Origin of the sequence: Enterobacter asburiae (assembly GCF_008080435.1) — a bacterium.
GTDB classification, from domain to species: Bacteria; Pseudomonadota; Gammaproteobacteria; order Enterobacterales; family Enterobacteriaceae; genus Enterobacter; species Enterobacter asburiae_C.
Genome location: NZ_VRKN01000011.1, coordinates 93,024 through 109,869 on the forward strand (window position 1 = coordinate 93,024; position 16,846 = coordinate 109,869).

Annotated in this window: 17 protein-coding genes and 3 tRNA genes; 13 read left to right on the forward strand and 7 right to left on the reverse strand. The window is 56.8% G+C overall.

Going from position 1 to position 16,846, the window contains the following annotated elements:
* Positions 1-170: 170 nt before the first annotated feature.
* Complete coding sequence (norR, locus tag FU672_RS18615; RefSeq protein WP_148244354.1) at positions 171-1,685, forward strand: nitric oxide reductase transcriptional regulator NorR; 1,515 nt, start codon at positions 171-173, stop codon at positions 1,683-1,685.
* Here norR and gutQ read toward each other — a convergent pair.
* The 7 genes from gutQ to srlA all read right to left on the reverse strand — a co-directional run bounded on the left by gutQ (position 1,682) and on the right by srlA (position 6,630).
* Positions 1,682-2,647 (reverse strand): arabinose-5-phosphate isomerase GutQ, encoded by a 966-nt coding sequence (gene gutQ / locus FU672_RS18620; protein ID WP_148244355.1) that lies wholly within the window; start codon positions 2,645-2,647, stop codon positions 1,682-1,684. The two genes, norR and gutQ, sit on opposite strands and share 4 nt — an antisense overlap.
* Positions 2,640-3,413: a glucitol operon DNA-binding transcriptional repressor SrlR gene (gene srlR / locus FU672_RS18625; RefSeq protein ID WP_029742069.1), complete on the reverse strand. Its 774-nt coding sequence runs from the start codon at positions 3,411-3,413 to the stop codon at positions 2,640-2,642. Before srlR ends, gutQ begins: the two co-directional genes overlap by 8 nt.
* Positions 3,414-3,476: 63 nt before the next feature.
* Complete coding sequence (gutM, locus tag FU672_RS18630) at positions 3,477-3,836, reverse strand: transcriptional regulator GutM (protein WP_032660364.1); 360 nt, start codon at positions 3,834-3,836, stop codon at positions 3,477-3,479.
* Between the two features lie 105 nt (positions 3,837-3,941).
* Positions 3,942-4,721, reverse strand: a complete 780-nt coding sequence (gene srlD, locus FU672_RS18635; RefSeq protein WP_047348067.1) for a sorbitol-6-phosphate dehydrogenase — start codon at positions 4,719-4,721, stop codon at positions 3,942-3,944.
* A 14-nt stretch (positions 4,722-4,735) separates the two neighbouring features.
* Entirely contained in the window at positions 4,736-5,098 is a 363-nt protein-coding gene (gene srlB / locus FU672_RS18640) for a PTS glucitol/sorbitol transporter subunit IIA (RefSeq protein WP_047173860.1), read from the reverse strand.
* Positions 5,099-5,110: 12 nt separating this feature from the next.
* A complete protein-coding gene (srlE, locus tag FU672_RS18645) occupies positions 5,111-6,070 on the reverse strand; it encodes a PTS glucitol/sorbitol transporter subunit IIB (protein WP_148244356.1) in 960 nt (319 codons plus the stop codon).
* Positions 6,067-6,630: a PTS glucitol/sorbitol transporter subunit IIC gene (srlA, locus tag FU672_RS18650; protein ID WP_023333189.1), complete on the reverse strand. Its 564-nt coding sequence runs from the start codon at positions 6,628-6,630 to the stop codon at positions 6,067-6,069. The genes srlE and srlA overlap by 4 nt, the downstream gene beginning before the upstream one ends.
* 252 nt (positions 6,631-6,882) lie before the next feature.
* Here srlA and mltB point away from each other — a divergent pair, with 252 nt between their 5' ends.
* From mltB to FU672_RS18710, 12 genes are all read left to right on the forward strand, one after another.
* The gene (mltB, locus tag FU672_RS18655) at positions 6,883-7,983 is read left to right on the forward strand and encodes a lytic murein transglycosylase B (protein WP_187360828.1); all 1,101 of its coding nucleotides are present in this window, start codon (positions 6,883-6,885) and stop codon (positions 7,981-7,983) included.
* 269 nt (positions 7,984-8,252) lie between these two features.
* Positions 8,253-8,906: a metal ABC transporter ATP-binding protein gene (locus FU672_RS18660; protein WP_148244358.1), complete on the forward strand. Its 654-nt coding sequence runs from the start codon at positions 8,253-8,255 to the stop codon at positions 8,904-8,906.
* Positions 8,903-9,763 carry a metal ABC transporter permease gene (locus FU672_RS18665; RefSeq protein ID WP_148244359.1) on the forward strand — a complete coding sequence of 287 codons (861 nt, stop codon included), beginning with the start codon at positions 8,903-8,905 and terminating at the stop codon, positions 9,761-9,763. Before FU672_RS18660 ends, FU672_RS18665 begins: the two co-directional genes overlap by 4 nt.
* 14 nt (positions 9,764-9,777) lie before the next feature.
* Entirely contained in the window at positions 9,778-10,656 is an 879-nt protein-coding gene (locus tag FU672_RS18670; RefSeq protein ID WP_148244360.1) for a metal ABC transporter substrate-binding protein, read from the forward strand.
* A gap of 130 nt (positions 10,657-10,786) precedes the next feature.
* Positions 10,787-11,284 carry a nicotinamide-nucleotide amidase gene (gene pncC / locus FU672_RS18675; RefSeq protein ID WP_148244361.1) on the forward strand — a complete coding sequence of 166 codons (498 nt, stop codon included), beginning with the start codon at positions 10,787-10,789 and terminating at the stop codon, positions 11,282-11,284.
* Positions 11,285-11,373: 89 nt separating this feature from the next.
* The gene (gene recA, locus FU672_RS18680; RefSeq protein WP_023308943.1) at positions 11,374-12,432 is read left to right on the forward strand and encodes a recombinase RecA; all 1,059 of its coding nucleotides are present in this window, start codon (positions 11,374-11,376) and stop codon (positions 12,430-12,432) included.
* Positions 12,433-12,500: 68 nt separating this feature from the next.
* Positions 12,501-13,001: a recombination regulator RecX gene (gene recX, locus FU672_RS18685; protein WP_148244362.1), complete on the forward strand. Its 501-nt coding sequence runs from the start codon at positions 12,501-12,503 to the stop codon at positions 12,999-13,001.
* A 132-nt stretch (positions 13,002-13,133) separates the two neighbouring features.
* Positions 13,134-15,761, forward strand: a complete 2,628-nt coding sequence (gene alaS / locus FU672_RS18690) for an alanine--tRNA ligase (RefSeq protein ID WP_148244363.1) — start codon at positions 13,134-13,136, stop codon at positions 15,759-15,761.
* 241 nt (positions 15,762-16,002) lie between these two features.
* Positions 16,003-16,188: a carbon storage regulator CsrA gene (gene csrA, locus FU672_RS18695; protein ID WP_000906486.1), complete on the forward strand. Its 186-nt coding sequence runs from the start codon at positions 16,003-16,005 to the stop codon at positions 16,186-16,188.
* 342 nt (positions 16,189-16,530) lie between these two features.
* Positions 16,531-16,623 (forward strand) — tRNA-Ser (locus FU672_RS18700).
* 4 nt (positions 16,624-16,627) lie between these two features.
* Positions 16,628-16,704: transfer RNA gene (locus FU672_RS18705), tRNA-Arg, on the forward strand.
* A 64-nt stretch (positions 16,705-16,768) separates the two neighbouring features.
* Positions 16,769-16,845: transfer RNA gene (locus FU672_RS18710), tRNA-Arg, on the forward strand.
* Position 16,846: the final 1 nt, after the last annotated feature.

Here is a 16,846-nt window from a genome sequence, read left to right on the forward strand (position 1 = left end):
ACAGCGTGTTTAAATACGATGGTTTAGCTATATCAAGTTGTGTGCCAACTTTTTATTTGACTGAATTTAAAGGGTTTATTATTTTGTAGTCCGTAATGGGTAGTCATTATGACTATCATAATTGCTGTCAATATGACAATATGCATTGTCAAAATGACAACGAGGCAAATATGAGCTTTTCCGTAGACGTGCTGGCGAAGATCGCCATTGAACTGCAAACCGGTATCGGGCATCAGGATCGTTTTCAACGGCTGATTTCCACGCTGCGCCACGTGCTGGCGTGTGATGCTTCGGCATTGCTACGTTACGAAGGGCGACAGTTTATTCCGCTGGCTATCGATGGGCTGGCGAAGGACGTTCTCGGTCGGCGTTTTACCCTTGAAGGTCATCCGCGTCTGGAGACCATTGCCCGCGCGGGTGACGTGGTGCGCTTCCCGGCGGACAGCGATCTGCCCGATCCTTACGACGGGCTTATTCCGGGGCAGGAGAGCCTGAATGTACATGCCTGCATCGGCCTGCCGCTGTTTGCCGGACAAAATCTGATTGGTGCTTTAACCCTCGACGGCATGTCTCCGGACCAGTTCGATACCTTTAGCGACGAAGAGCTGCGCCTGATTGCCGCCCTGGCCGCCGGGGCGCTGAACAATGCCCTGCTGATTGAACAGCTTGAGAGCCAGAACATTCTTCCCGGCAGCCCGGCGGCGTTCGAGCAGGTGGTGCATACGGAGATGATCGGCCTTTCTCCGGGCATGGCGCAGCTCAAAAAAGAGATTGAGATTGTTGCCGCCTCAGATTTGAACGTGCTGATCTTCGGGGAAACCGGCACCGGTAAGGAGCTGGTCGCGAAATCCATTCACGAAGCCTCACCGCGTGCGATCAACCCGCTGGTGTACCTCAATTGTGCGGCTTTACCTGAAAGCGTGGCGGAAAGTGAGCTGTTTGGCCACGTCAAAGGGGCGTTTACCGGCGCCATCAGTAACCGCAGCGGCAAGTTTGAAATGGCCGATAACGGGACGTTGTTTCTCGATGAAATTGGTGAGTTGTCACTCTCGTTACAGGCCAAACTGCTGCGCGTGTTGCAGTACGGCGATATTCAGCGCGTGGGGGATGACCGCAGCTTAAGGGTGGACGTGCGCGTGCTGGCGGCGACCAACCGCGACCTGCGTGAAGCGGTGCTGGCCGGGCAGTTCCGCGCTGACCTGTTCCACCGCCTGAGCGTGTTTCCGCTTACCGTGCCGCCGCTACGCGAGCGCGGGGACGACGTGGTGCTGCTGGCGGGCTTTTTCTGCGAGCAGTGCCGGCTCAGAATGGGACTTTCCCGCGTGGTGCTGAGCCCGGGGGCGAGATCGCATCTGATGAGCTACGGCTGGCCGGGTAACGTGCGCGAGCTGGAGCATGCCATTCACCGTGCGGTCGTGCTGGCGCGGGCGACGCGTTCAGGTGATGAGGTTGTGATCCACGCGCATCATTTTGCGTTGCTCGACGACTCCGCACAAACGGTGGTTCAGGCTGTACCGGAAGTTGCGAATGAAAACCTGCGCGACGCGACGGAGGCGTTCCAGCGCCAGTTGATTACCCGCGCGCTGGAGCAGAACAACCGCAGCTGGGCGGCATGCGCGCGGGCGCTGGAGATGGACGTCGCCAACCTGCACCGGCTGGCGAAGCGTCTCGGACTGAAGCGTTAGATGATCCCGGCCTGGTAGAAATCCTGCAGGTTGATTGCGCCGCACAGCTTGCCGGTGTCATCCACCACCGGTGCGGCGGTGATTTTGCGCTTCATCAGCACCTCTTTGGCTTCAATGGCGCGGCTTTCGGCGTTGAGCGTCAGCCCGCCTTTGGTCATCGCTTCTGAGACCTGCGAGCCCAGCTCGCCGCCACCCACCAGCCAGCGGCGCAGGTCGCCGTCTGTAAAGACGCCCTTCACGAAGCCGTTGTTATCACACACCGCAACCAGCCCCAGACCGGTGCGGCTGAGCTCCAGCATCGCGTCCATGACGCTGGTATCGAGTTTGACCTGCGGAATGGCATCGTCGGTGCGCATCAGGTGGTGAACCTTGTTGAGCAGGCGTGCGCCGAGCGCGCCCGCCGGATGCGAACGGGCGAAATCTTCTTCGTTAAAGCCGCGCGCCTGCATCACCGCCATCGCCAGCGCGTCGCCCATCATCAGTGTGTTAACGGTGCTGGAGGTCGGGGCGAGGTGCATCGGACAGGCTTCACGCTCAACGGAAATATCCAGCGTCGCCTTGGCGGCCAGCGCCAGCGGCGAACGGGATTTCCCGGTCATCGCCAGCAGGGCGACCGATTTTTCCTGCAGGCGCGGAATAATCAGGTCCAGCTCTTTGGCCGAACCGGAGTAGGAGATAAACAGCATCACGTCGCGGCTTTCAATCATCCCCAGATCGCCGTGCAGCGCCTCTGCCGGATGCACGAAGAACGCCGGGGTGCCGGTGCTGGCGAGTGTCGCGGCAATCTTTTTGCCGATATGGCCCGATTTACCGATGCCCGCCACGATCACTTTGCCTTCGCAATGGATAATGGTGTTGGCCGCGCGGACAAAATCCTCGCCCAGACGTTCCGGCAGGCGGCTGGCTTCCTGCAGTTCCAGCATCAGCGTCTGGCGGCCCGTTTCTAACAGAAAATCACTCATCTCTTTCTCCGGTTACGATCACGTCGATGCCTTTCTCTTCCAGCGCTTTCCTGAACGCTGGATCAATACCCGCGTCGGTAATCAGCTTATCAACGCTTTCAAGGCTACAGACAATGTTGGGGCTTTTGCGGCCAAACTTCGACGAGTCTGCCATCAAAATCACTTCCCGCGCGGCGTTGCACATCGCTTTACTGACGCTGAATACCTCGTTGAACGTCGTCACGCCCGCGTTCAGGTCGATGCCGTCGGTGCCCATAAACAGTTTATCAAAGCTGAAGTGCTCGAAGGCATTCTCCGCCAGCTGGCCGTGAAACGACGCCGATTTTTTGCGGAAGGTGCCGCCGGGCATCAGGATGGTCTGCTCGCTGTCGAACTCCGACAGGGCGTTGACGATGTGCAGGCTGTTGGTCATCACCGTGATGTTGTTAAAGCGGCTGAGCAGCGGGATCATCTGCAGGACGGTACTGCCTGCATCCAGAATGATGGAATCGCCATCGTGGATAAATTTTACGGCGGCTTCGGCAATCAGCGCTTTCTGGTGGGTATTGATCAGCGTTTTGTGATCGATAGGCGGGTCGGCTTCGTCTTTATTGAGCACCACGCCGCCGTAGGTTCGAATGACGGCGCCAGAGTTTTCGAGCAATACCAGGTCCTTGCGTATTGTCGTGCCGGTGGTGTCAAAGTAGTGGGCCAGATCCTCCACCGAACATTTTCCCTGCTTTTGCAGATGCTCGAGAATGGCCGCCTGCCGCTGACGAGGTTTCATAGGCGCTTCGTTCCTTAGGTTGCGAAATGATAATTTCGCAAGTCTATAGCTTTCACAACGAAATTATCCATGTTTCAGATTAAGCGCTAATGATAGTGCATTCTGACAGAGTGGATCATGGGGAAAGATCACATCAGGCCGTAATTCCTGCAACGAAATGCCGTTGATTGCCTGGATTTTCACCGGACGGGCGAAGACGGTCATGCCGCGCATGATCAGGGAATCGCACACCTGGTCGTGCTCATCCAGCGCAACGGCGACGACCACGCGCGGTTTGAAGCGTCCGCCGGAACGTCCGACCCCGACGCGGCCTTTCTGACACAGCGCGTCAAACGCGCGGTTAAACTGGTGGATTTGCCAGCCGCCAAACGCCATCTGGCACAGCCAGGCGAGGGCGGCGACGGTGATAAGTGCGGTAACCATATTTCACTCCTTAAATGCCGGGTGGCGGCTGCGCCTTACCCGGCCTACGGTTGAAGGTTTTTGTAGGCCCGGTAAGCGGTAGCGCCACCGGGCAATACCGCTCGATCAGAACATTACCTGCCCACCGGTCACATTGATCGACTGCCCGGTGCAGTACGAGGCTTTCGGGCTGGCGTAAAACAGCAGCATATTCAGCACGTCCTGATAATCGCACCCGCGCTTCAGCGGTACTTTATCGATGTAGTACTGCTCCACTTCCTCAGCCTTGATGCCGAGCTTGGTGGCATATTGCGGCAGCAGGGACTGGAACATCGGCGATTTCAGCAGATTGCCGAGCATCAGCGAGTGAACGGTAATTCCATATTCGGCCAGATCCAGCGCCAGAGACTGCGTCAGCCCCACGCCGCCAAACTTCGCCGCGCTGTAGCCGGAGTTATGCTTGCTGCCCACTTTCCCGGATTTTGAGTTGATCTGAATGATGCGCCCCTGAATGCCGTCGCGGATCATCAGACGGGAAAACTCGCGTGCGCAGAGGAAGTAGCCCACCAGATTCACCTGCAGTGAACGGTCAAAATCCCCCAGCGCGAAGTCACTGATAAAGGCCGCTTTCGCAATCCCCGCGCTGTAGACCAGCAAATCGGTACGCCCAAAAATTTCGTCCACGCCGCGGGCCAGCGCCATTACGCTCTGCTCGCTGGTGGCGTCGGCACCAAACCCGTACGCCATCCCTTCACCAAACTCGGTGTTGATGGTGTCCGCCACGCGGGCGGCTTTTTCACTCTGAATGTCCACTACCGCCACGCGGTAACCCTCTGCGGCAAGCCCACGGCAGAGGAACTCGCCTAAGGTTTGTCCTCCACCAATGACAACGGCAACCTGACTCATGTGACTCTCCTTAATTACGCAACAAATTTTAACGTGCAGCCTGGGATGACAGCCTGCGGAACCGGGCCCGCTACGTGAACCGTACCGGGATACTCCGCCTGCGGCTGTCCGTCGAAACGCAACGTGATGTGACCCAGCTCGCGCAGGTTTTGCTCGGCCACGTCGCCGACGGCGGTCACGGCATAGCGCGCCTCGCCCAGCTCCAGCTGGCTTCCTGCCTTCAGCTCGCCCTTTAGCTCACCGTGACAGTGAATAAAACAAAACTCTTCGATATCCGCAGGCGCCCCTTCGCGGAAGGTGATCAGCATCTGGTCGCTCAGCGCATCCGCTGCGCTCTGGCCGATACGGGTAATGGTGGTCTGGTAAATGACGGTCATCGCAGGAACCTCTTATTGATAAATAAAGCCGGAGACAAACCAGGCAATCAGCACCGTCGGCGCGCCCGTCAGGAAACGGCTGACCAGCACGGACGGCACGCCCACGCGCACGGTGTCCTGGCGCGCTTCGGCCAGCGACAGCCCAACGGGGATGAAGTCGCACGCCGCCTGGGCGTTGATAGCAAACAGGGCGGGCAGGGCGAGGTGCGGAGGGATGTTCCCCAGACCAATCTGCACGCCAATCAGCACGCCGATGACCTGGGCGATCACCGCGCCCGGGCCGAGGAACGGGGACAGCAGCGGGAAGGAGCAGATCAGCGCCAGCGTCACCAGCCCGAGCGGGTGGCTGGCGAGCGGGGCGAGGCCATGGGCAATCCAGTCGCCCAGGCCGGACGCCATGATGATGCCGATAAGCGCCGAGACGAACGCCATAAACGGCAGAATGGTTTTCAGCACCGTATCGATGGTGTCTCGCCCGGACTGGAACAGCACCGCCACGGCGGACCCCATGCCCATCCCGACCTTCGCCAGCAGGCCGTCGCTCTGCTCGGTGATTTTCCTGCTGGTGTCGTACTCGCGCGGGGCCGCTTTTTGCGGCGCAGGAGTCCCATTCACCAGAGTGATGTTGTCCTCCTTCACGCCTGAGACATAAATGTCCTCAAGGATGTACTGCGCCAGCGGGCCGGATTTTCCGGTGGAGTGAATATTCACCGTTGGAATGCGGCGCTTCGGATAGATACCGCAGCGCAGCGTGCCGCCGCAGTCGATCACCGCCACGCCGATTTCCGCTTCCGGCGGTTCGCCTTCTTTGAAGCCGTCGACTGCTTCCCAGCCGGTCAGCTCGCGCAGCTTGTCGACGATCGCCGGGCGCGTGCCTGCGGTGATGTAGACGATCTTTTTGCCTTCGGTGGCGTCGAACTCAAGCGGGCCGCCCCAGCCACCTGTGCCTTTCTCAATGCGGATCCGGTTCATGCTGTGGCTCCTGAAAGATGGACTTTCTGTTCAAGCTGGATGCCCATTTTTTTCTCAAAAATGGCGGTAGTGAGGTCCGTCACCCAGCCGCGGAAGAAGTTGGTCACCAGGCCAACCAGCAGGTAGCTTACCGCCAGTGGGCCGAGCGGCAGGCCAAGGGTGGTGAGGCCGCTGGCGATCCCGAGATAAACAAACAGCTCGCCGGGGTTAATGTGCGGGAACAGGCCGTTCATGGAATGGCAGCTGTAGGAGGCGGCGGCGTAGTAGCTCGGCTTGTACTTTTCCGGCATGAAGCGACCGAGGCTTAAGGTCATCGGGTTACAGAACACGAAGGTGCCGATGAACGGCAGTACCAGGTAGCGGGACAGCGGATTTCCGGCACAGCGCTGGGCGAAGCGTTCAATGCGCTGCTGGCCGATAAAGTTAATCAGCGCGTTCATGATCACCAGCAGGCTGATCAGCAGGGGCAGGATCCCGGTCACCATGCCGGTGAACACTTCTCCGCCTTTCTGAAACAGCCCGATAAACCACTCGGCGCCGTGGGTGATGGTTTCTATCATTCTTCTCTCCTGTGGGGCTTTTTTGTTTTTGTCTGACTGGGCTAATAATAATCACTTTGAAAGCTTTTAAAGTGTTAGTTAGATCTCACAATGAAAGAAAAATGGATTATTTTGAAAGTTTATTGATGGGGTCAATGATTTTCGGTGGAAAAAAGCGCGGATTTGCGTGGGGGAGGTGCGTACCGCTTCCTTGAGGTGTTGCGGATGCTTTACCATACTGGGTTCTTATCGAACTCGTTAAATGGATGTCTCATGTTCAAGCGTCGTTATGCAGCGCTGTTGCCTGCGCTTATTCTGCTGTCTGCCTGTAGTAGCAAACCTAAGACCGAAGCCGTTCAGCAAACGGCGGGCGCGCCTTCCGGAGGATTCCTGCTGGAGCCGCAGCACAATATGATGCAGATGGGCGGCGACTTCGCGAATAACCCGGCGGCCGAGCAGTTCATCGATAAAATGGTGAGCAAACACGGTTTTGATCGTCAGCAGTTACATGAAATTTTGTCTCAGGCCAAGCGCCTGGACTACGTGCTGCGCCTGATGGACAGGCAGGCACCGACGGCGCAAGTACCAACTGGACCAAACGGCGCCTGGCTGCGCTATCGCAAACAGTTTATTACCCCGGACAACGTGCAAAACGGCGTGGTGTTCTGGAATCAGTACGAAGAGGCGCTCAACCGCGCGTGGCAGGTTTACGGCGTACCGCCTGAAATCATCGTCGGGATTATTGGCGTGGAAACCCGCTGGGGCCGCGTGATGGGTAAAACCCGTATTCTGGATGCGCTGGCGACGCTCTCCTTTAACTATCCGCGCCGCGCGGAGTATTTCTCTTCCGAGCTGGAAACCTTCCTGCTGATGGCGCGCAACGAACAGGACGATCCGCTCGATCTGAAAGGGTCGTTTGCCGGCGCGATGGGCTACGGCCAGTTTATGCCGTCCTCCTATAAGCAGTACGCGGTCGACTTTAACGGCGATGGTCACATCAACCTGTGGGATCCGGTGGATGCCATCGGCAGCGTGGCGAACTACTTCAAAGCGCACGGCTGGGTGCCGGGCGGCCAGGTGGCGGTGCAGGCTAACGGTCAGGCGCCGGGGCTGGAAAACGGTTTCAAAACCAACTACGGCATTTCGCAGCTGACGGCGGCAGGCTTAACGCCAACGCAGCCACTGGGCAATGCGCAACAGGCAAGCCTGCTGCGTCTGGATGTCGGGACGGGCTATCAGTACTGGTACGGTCTGCCGAACTTCTACGCCATCACCCGCTATAACCACAGCACTCACTATGCAATGGCGGTGTGGCAGCTGGGGCTGGCGGTCTCGCAGGCACGCGTGCCTGCGGCGTCACCGTTTAGTCAGTAAGTCACCTTATTCCCCCTCTCCCTGTGGGAGAGGGCTGGGGTGAGGGCACCCGCGCGCACCTATTTCCTGCAGAAACATTTCGCCACACTCCCTTTTCAAACCCGCCATTTACATCTTAATCTTCTTTCATTATTGTTATGTTATAACATTTAATGCGGTGTCAAAATGTCAACGTCCCTTTTCTCTCTGTCTGCCCTGGTTCGGCTTTTGCTGGCGCTGGTGCTTGTTGTCTTTATCGGCCTGGCCGTGCGCTGGGCGGTGGCATTGCCATGATTGTGATGAATGAACTGGTCGCGGGTTATGAACGACAGCCCATTACGCGGCCCCTCTCGGGCACGATTGAGCGTGGAAGCATGACCGCCATTATCGGCGCTAACGGCTGCGGGAAATCCACGCTACTGAAAACGCTGGCGGGGTTTATTCCTCCCGTAAGCGGCGGCTTCCGCTGGCAGGGGAAGCGCCCGGTAATAGGCTGGCTGGCACAGCGTCACGCGCTGGAGGCGCAGTTTCCGCTGACCGTACAGGACGTGGTAAGCATGGGCTGCTGGCCGGGCATTTCGCTTTTTTCCGGTTTTCGTCGCGAAACGCGGTTGCGCATTGCCAGCGCGCTTGAGCGCGTCGGGCTGGCATCCATGGCGTTATCCACCATTGATGAACTCTCCGGCGGTCAGTTTCAGCGCATGCTCTTTGCCCGCGTCCTGGTGCAGCAGGCGCCGCTGGTTATGCTGGATGAACCCTTTACCGGGGTCGATGAAGTCACCTGCAACGTGCTGACGGATTTGATGCTGGAGATGTATATGCAGGGGCAAACGCTGCTCGCTGTACTGCACGACAGCGAGCGCGTGTCTCGCCACTTCCCGCAAACGTTACGGCTGGATGCTGACGTTCCCCAGTGGAAAACCGAGCGGGTGAGGGTGGCATGATCTGGCATCTCTTTTTTCAGCCGTTTATTGAGTACGGCTTTATGCGTCGCGCGCTGGTGGTTTGCCTGGCGCTCTCCGTCAGCACCACCGCGCTCGGCGTGTTTCTTCAGCTGCGTCGGATGAGCCTGATGGGCGATGCCCTTTCTCACGCCATTTTGCCGGGTGTCACCGTGGGGTATTTGCTCAGCGGGATGTCGCTGCTGGCGATGAGTATTGGCGGTTTTATCGCGGGAATTACCGTGGCGCTGTTGGCCGGTTTGGTCAGCCGACGCACGCCGCTGAAAGAAGATGCCAGCTTTGCCGGGTTTTATCTTGGCTCACTGGCGCTGGGCGTCACGCTGGTGTCGCTGCGCGGGTCGAATGTCGATCTGCTGCATCTGCTGTTTGGCTCCATCCTCGCCGTGGACAACGACGCCGCGCTGTTTGTCACGGGCGTTTGTATGTTCACCCTTATCACGCTGGCGATGTTTTATCGCGGGCTGGTCACAGAAGCGTTTGATACCGCCTGGCTGCAGGTGAACGCCCGCTGGCTGCCTGGCCTGCTGCACGGACTGTTTCTGGCGCTGCTGGTGCTTAACCTGGTGGCCGGTTTTCAGGTGCTCGGCACGCTGATGGCCGTCGGGCTGATGATGCTTCCGGCCGTGGCGGCCCGCTGCTGGGTGCGCACGTTACCTGCGTTACTCCTGATGGCGGGTATCAGCGGTATTTTCTGCGCATGGCTGGGGTTGAGCCTCTCCTGGTCGATGAGTCTCCCGGCCGGGCCATCCATCGTGCTCACCGCCAGCGCGCTGTTCTTTATTTCCATTTTATTGGGTACGCGAAGCAGGCTCGCTGGCAGCCTGCGGGCGTATTTTTAACGCAAGGGGAAACGATGAAACGTACAGGATTGGTAGTGGCGCTCGCGCTGGGGATGATGTCGCATGGCGTAATGGCGAAAACGCTGAATGTGGTGACCAGCTTTTCGATACTGGGGGATATCACGCAGGAGGTAGGCGGTGACCATGTGAACGTGACGACGCTGGTCGGGCCGGACGGCGATCCGCATACCTTCGAACCGTCGCCGAAAGACAGTGCGGCGCTGAGCAAGGCTGATGTGGTGGTGGTGAACGGACTGGGGCTGGAAGGCTGGCTTGACCGTCTGGTAAAAGCCTCCGGATTTAAGGGGCAACTGGTGGTGGCTTCAACCGGGGTGAAAACCCACACCCTGGAAGAGGAGGGCAAAACCGTCACCGATCCGCACGCGTGGAACAGCGCGGCGAACGGAGTGCTCTATGCACAAAATATTCTGAACGGGCTGGTGAAAGCCGATCCGCAGGACAAAGCCGAGCTGGAAGCCTCCGGAAAAACGTATATCGCGCAGCTTAACCAACTGGATAACTGGGCCAAAACGCGCTTTAGCCAGATCCCGCAGGCGAAGCGTAACGTGCTGACCAGCCATGATGCGTTCGGCTATTTCAGCCGCGCTTACGGCGTGACGTTTATGGCGCCGCAGGGGCTGTCGTCTGAGAGTGAAGCCAGCGCGGCGCAGGTCGCTGAGATTATCAATCAGATTAAAGCCGACGGCGTGAAAAGCTGGTTTATGGAAAATCAGCTCGATCCGCGTCTGGTGAAACAGATTGCGTCGGCGACGGGCGCACAGCCTGGGGGCGAGCTTTACCCGGAAGCTCTGTCGGCAAAAGGTGGGGTGGCAGACACCTACGTTAAGGCGTTTCGCCACAATGTGAACACCCTCGCTGACAGCATGAAATAACCTTTCCACCAGCCGGTGCGCCCGTACCGGCTTTTTTCTGAAGCCCCCTCGTAAAACCTGAAGTGCATCCCCACATCTGACGAGAAAGTGCTATCTTGTGCAGCACGTTTTTCTGATGCCTGGAGCGAGAATGACTGACCATGAATTGATGCAGCTTAGCGAGATCGTTGGTCTTGCACTGAAGCAGCGTGGCGCGACAATCACCACCGCGGAATCCTGCACCGGCGGCTGGGTGGCGAAAGCGATTACCGATATTGCCGGCAGTTCCGCCTGGTTTGAACGCGGTTTTGTAACCTACAGTAACGAAGCTAAAGCACAGATGATTGGCGTGCGTGAATCCACGCTGGAACAGCATGGTGCGGTCAGCGAACCGGTGGTGATCGAGATGGCCATTGGTGCGCTCAAAGAGGCGCGGGCAGATTACGCGATTTCCATTAGCGGCATTGCGGGCCCGGACGGCGGCAGCGGCGTGAAGCCTGTCGGCACCGTCTGGTTTGGGTTCGCCACGTCCAAAGGGGAAGGGATCACCCGCCGGGAGTGCTTCAGCGGCGATCGCGAAAGCGTGCGTCGTCAGGCAACCGTTTATGCGTTAAAAACGCTCTGGCAACAATTTCTACAAAACACTTGATACTGTATGACCATACAGTATAATTGCACCAACAGAACAGAAATCCACGGTGAAGCACAGTCGCTTCTCCCGGCATGACAGGAGTAATAATGGCTATCGACGAAAACAAACAGAAAGCGTTGGCGGCAGCACTGGGCCAGATCGAAAAGCAATTCGGTAAAGGCTCCATCATGCGCCTGGGTGAAGACCGTTCCATGGATGTGGAAACCATCTCCACCGGTTCGCTTTCTCTGGATATCGCGCTGGGCGCTGGCGGTTTGCCTATGGGCCGTATCGTAGAAATCTACGGGCCAGAGTCCTCCGGTAAAACTACCCTGACGTTGCAGGTGATTGCCGCGGCACAGCGCGAAGGTAAAACCTGTGCGTTTATCGATGCCGAGCACGCGCTGGACCCTGTTTATGCCCGCAAGCTGGGCGTGGATATCGACAACCTGCTGTGTTCTCAGCCGGACACCGGTGAGCAGGCGCTGGAAATTTGTGATGCGCTGGCGCGTTCGGGTGCCGTTGACGTTATCGTGGTCGACTCCGTTGCCGCACTGACGCCAAAAGCCGAAATCGAAGGCGAAATCGGCGACTCTCACATGGGCCTCGCGGCACGTATGATGAGCCAGGCAATGCGTAAGCTGGCGGGTAACCTGAAGCAGTCCAACACGCTGCTGATCTTCATCAACCAGATCCGTATGAAAATTGGTGTGATGTTCGGTAACCCGGAAACCACTACCGGTGGTAACGCACTGAAATTCTACGCCTCTGTCCGTCTGGATATCCGCCGTATCGGCGCGGTGAAAGAGGGTGAGAACGTGGTCGGTAGCGAAACCCGCGTGAAGGTTGTGAAGAACAAAATCGCCGCGCCGTTCAAACAGGCTGAATTCCAGATCCTCTACGGCGAAGGGATCAACTTCCTCGGCGAATTGGTTGACCTGGGCGTGAAAGAGAAGCTGATTGAAAAAGCGGGCGCCTGGTACAGCTACAACGGTGACAAGATTGGTCAGGGTAAAGCGAATGCTATCTCCTGGCTGAAAGAGAACCCGGCTGCAGCGAAAGAGATTGAGAAGAAGGTGCGTGAGCTTCTGCTGAACAACCAGGACTCCAAACCTGATTTCGTGGTGGATGCCGCGGATGCTGAAGAAACCAACGAAGACTTTTAATTCTTTCGTTTAAAAATGAAGGGCTGCTGATGCGGCCCTTTTTGCATTTCTGAATCAGCAGGTTTTTTATGAGTGAACCGACAACACGTCGACCCGCGTATGCACGCTTACTGGACCGTGCGGTGCGCATCCTGGCCGTTCGTGACCACAGTGAACAGGAGCTGCGGCGAAAACTGTCGGCTCCGGTGATGAGTAAAAACGGGCCGGAAGAGATTGATGCCACCGCGGAAGATTATGACCGCGTGATTGCCTGGTGCTATGAGCATCATTATCTCGATGACGAGCGTTTTGCCTCACGGTTTCTCGCCAGCCGTGGCCGCAAAGGATATGGGCCCGCGCGCATCCGGCAGGAGTTGAACCAGAAAGGCGTGGCCCGTGAATCGATTGAAAAAGCGATGCGCGAGTGCGAGATTGACTGGTGCGAGCTGGCAAAAGAGCAGGCCATTCGTAAATACGGCGAACCGCTGCCGCGTGAATTTTCAGAAAAAGTCAAAATCCAGCGCTTTTTGCTCTACCGCGGCTTTCTGATGGAAGATATTCAGGATATCTGGCGTAATTTTGCCGATTGAACGCATGCGGGATTTTACTTCCCACCCAAGAAAACTTATCTTATTCCCACTTTTTCCAGTAGCTGGTTTGTCCAGGTGTTTACCGATACAGACCTGCTACGACATTTTCGTTAGCTTGATTTCAGGATAATTATGAGCAAGAGCACCGCTGAGATCCGTCAGGCGTTTCTCGATTTTTTCCATAGTAAGGGACACCAGGTTGTTGCCAGCAGCTCCCTGGTACCGAACAACGATCCGACTCTGCTGTTTACCAACGCCGGGATGAACCAGTTCAAGGATGTGTTCCTTGGTCTCGACAAGCGTAATTATTCCCGCGCTACAACCTCACAGCGTTGCGTGCGTGCGGGCGGTAAACACAACGACCTGGAAAACGTCGGTTACACCGCGCGTCACCACACGTTCTTCGAAATGCTGGGTAATTTCAGCTTCGGCGACTATTTCAAACACGATGCCATTCAATATGCGTGGGAACTGCTGACCGGTGAAAACTGGTTCAACCTGCCGAAAGAGCGTCTGTGGGTGACCGTCTATGAAACCGATGACGAAGCCTACGAAATCTGGGAAAAAGAAGTCGGGATCCCACGCGAGCGTATTATTCGCATCGGTGATAACAAAGGCGCGCCATACGCGTCTGACAACTTCTGGCAGATGGGTGATACCGGCCCTTGTGGTCCGTGCACCGAGATCTTCTACGATCACGGCGACCACATCTGGGGTGGCCCTCCAGGCAGCCCGGAAGAAGACGGAGATCGCTATATTGAGATCTGGAACATCGTCTTCATGCAGTTCAACCGTCAGGCCGACGGTACGATGGAGCCGCTGCCGAAGCCTTCCGTCGATACCGGTATGGGTCTGGAGCGTATTGCCGCGGTTCTGCAGCACGTTAACTCCAACTACGAAATTGACCTGTTCAGCACTCTGATCAAAGCCGTTGCGAACGTTACCGGCGCGACCGACCTGAACAACAAATCGCTGCGCGTTATCGCGGACCACATTCGTTCCTGTGCGTTCCTGATTGCCGACGGCGTTATTCCGTCGAATGAAAACCGTGGCTACGTGCTGCGTCGTATCATTCGTCGTGCCATCCGTCACGGCAACATGCTGGGCGCGAAGGACACCTTCTTCTATAAACTCGTTGGGCCACTGATTGGCGTGATGGGTGCTGCCGGTGATGAGCTGAAACGCCAGCAGGCACAGGTAGAGCAGGTTCTGAAAACCGAAGAAGAGCAGTTTGCACGTACACTGGAGCGCGGTCTGGCGCTGCTGGACGAAGAACTGGCGAAACTTAAGGGCGACACGCTGGATGGCGAAACCGCATTCCGCCTGTACGACACCTACGGCTTCCCGGTTGACCTGACGGCGGACGTTTGCCGCGAGCGCAATATCAAAGTTGACGAAGCGGGCTTCGAAGCCGCGATGGAAGAGCAGCGTCGTCGTGCGCGTGAATCCAGCGGTTTCGGTGCAGACTACAACGCCATGATCCGCGTTGAAGGCGCGTCAGAATTCAAAGGTTACGAAGCGCTGGAACTGACCGGCAAAGTGACCGCCCTGTTTGTTGACGGTAAAGCCGTGGACAGCATCAGCGCAGGTCAGGATGCGGTTGTCATTCTGGACAAAACGCCGTTCTACGCGGAGTCCGGCGGTCAGGTTGGCGATAAAGGCGAACTGAAAGGCAACGGTTTCAGCTTCAGCGTCAGCGACACCCAGAAATACGGTCAGGCGATTGGTCACCAGGGCAAACTGGTTTCCGGTTCTCTGAAAGTGGGCGAGGGCGTACAGGCGAACGTGGATGAAGCTCGCCGCGCGCGCATTCGTCTGAACCACTCTGCAACCCACCTGATGCACGCTGCCCTGCGCGACGTACTCGGTACCCACGTTGCACAGAAAGGTTCTCTGGTTAACGACAAAGTGCTGCGTTTCGACTTCTCGCATTTTGAAGCGATGAAGCCATCGGAAATCCGCGCGGTGGAAGATCTGGTGAACGCGCAGATCCGTCGTAACCTGCCAATCGAGACCCACATCATGGAGCTCGAGGACGCGAAGAAAAAAGGTGCGATGGCGCTATTTGGCGAGAAATATGACGAGCGCGTTCGCGTGCTGAGCATGGGCGACTTCTCTACCGAGCTGTGCGGCGGTACGCACGCATCGCGCACCGGTGACATTGGCCTGTTCCGCATTGTTTCCGAGTCGGGTACGGCGGCAGGTGTGCGTCGTATTGAAGCGGTGACCGGTGAAGGTGCGATTGCCAGCCTGCATGCGCAGAGCGATCAGCTGCACGACATTGCGCAGTTGCTGAAAGGCGATAGCCAGAACCTGGGCGAGAAAGTGCGTGTTGCGCTGGATCGCACGCGTCAGCTGGAAAAAGAGCTGCAGCAGCTAAAAGAGCAGGCTGCGGTGCAGGAGAGTGCAAACCTCTCCAGCAAGGCTGTAGACATTAAGGGCGTCAAACTGCTGGTCAGCGATCTGGCGGGCGTTGAGCCTAAGATGCTGCGTACTATGGTCGACGATCTCAAGAACCAGCTTGGTTCTACCGTTATCGTGCTGGCGACAGTGGCAGAAGGTAAGGTTTCTCTGATTGCAGGCGTCTCTAAGGATGTGACCGACCGCGTAAAAGCAGGGGAACTGATTGGTATGGTCGCTCAGCAGGTGGGCGGCAAGGGTGGCGGTCGTCCGGACATGGCGCAAGCCGGTGGTACGGATGCGGCGGCACTTCCGCAAGCTTTGGCCAGCGTTGAAAGCTGGGTAAGCGCGAAACTGTAATAACTACAAAGCACAAGCAGACGCCATAGCGGTAACGTTATGGCGTCTTGTTCACTGTGCTATCGATAACGATAAAGTCAGGTTGAGTTTGTGTATATCGGCTAAACTTACGTTTAACAGAATGTGATGCCGTGACTGCTTACACTTTACGTGTTTGTCATCGCTTACTTTTTGGCGTTATATGATGGATAATGCCGGGATACAAGAGACCCGACTCTTTTAATCTTTCAAGGAGCAAAGAATGCTGATTCTGACTCGTCGAGTTGGTGAGACCCTCATGATTGGGGATGAGGTCACCGTGACAGTTTTAGGGGTAAAGGGTAACCAGGTACGTATTGGTGTTAACGCTCCTAAAGAAGTATCTGTCCACCGTGAAGAGATCTACCAGCGTATCCAGGCTGAAAAATCCCAGCAGTCCAGTTACTGATATTGTCGCGTCTCGCTGTCGGGCGAGACGCAACCCTCCTGTCATTTTTCCTGCTCAACGTTACCGTTTAATTTCAATCGCTCTCTTTTTAACCACTTCGTTACCCTAAACTCGCCCTTACGCCGCCATTTCTGCATAGGTTTTCTGTGAAGATGCCTGCAAAATCCGCTTATAAAACACCCTCTTTGCGGCTTTTACATGCGAATTGCGTGTGATTTGTGCAAACGATAAAAGCTTTTGGAAAATTGTTTGACTTATAAGTCCCAGAAAGTAATATATGCGCCACGCAGCGACGAGAAGCTCTTAACGAGTAACTCGAAGCACTCGAAAGAGGCGTTGTGTGGTGAGGTGGCCGAGAGGCTGAAGGCGCTCCCCTGCTAAGGGAGTATGCGGTCAAAAGCTGCATCCGGGGTTCGAATCCCCGCCTCACCGCCATTTTGCATCCGTAGCTCAGCTGGATAGAGTACTCGGCTACGAACCGAGCGGTCGGAGGTTCGAATCCTCCCGGATGCACCATCTATTACTTCATATTGCTTTCGAAGTGATATGAATATCGAGCAGTACAGTAGTAAATCCCGATGCATCCGTAGCTCAGCTGGATAGAGTACTCGGCTACGAACCGAGCGGTCGGAGGTTCGAATCCTCCCGGATGCACCAT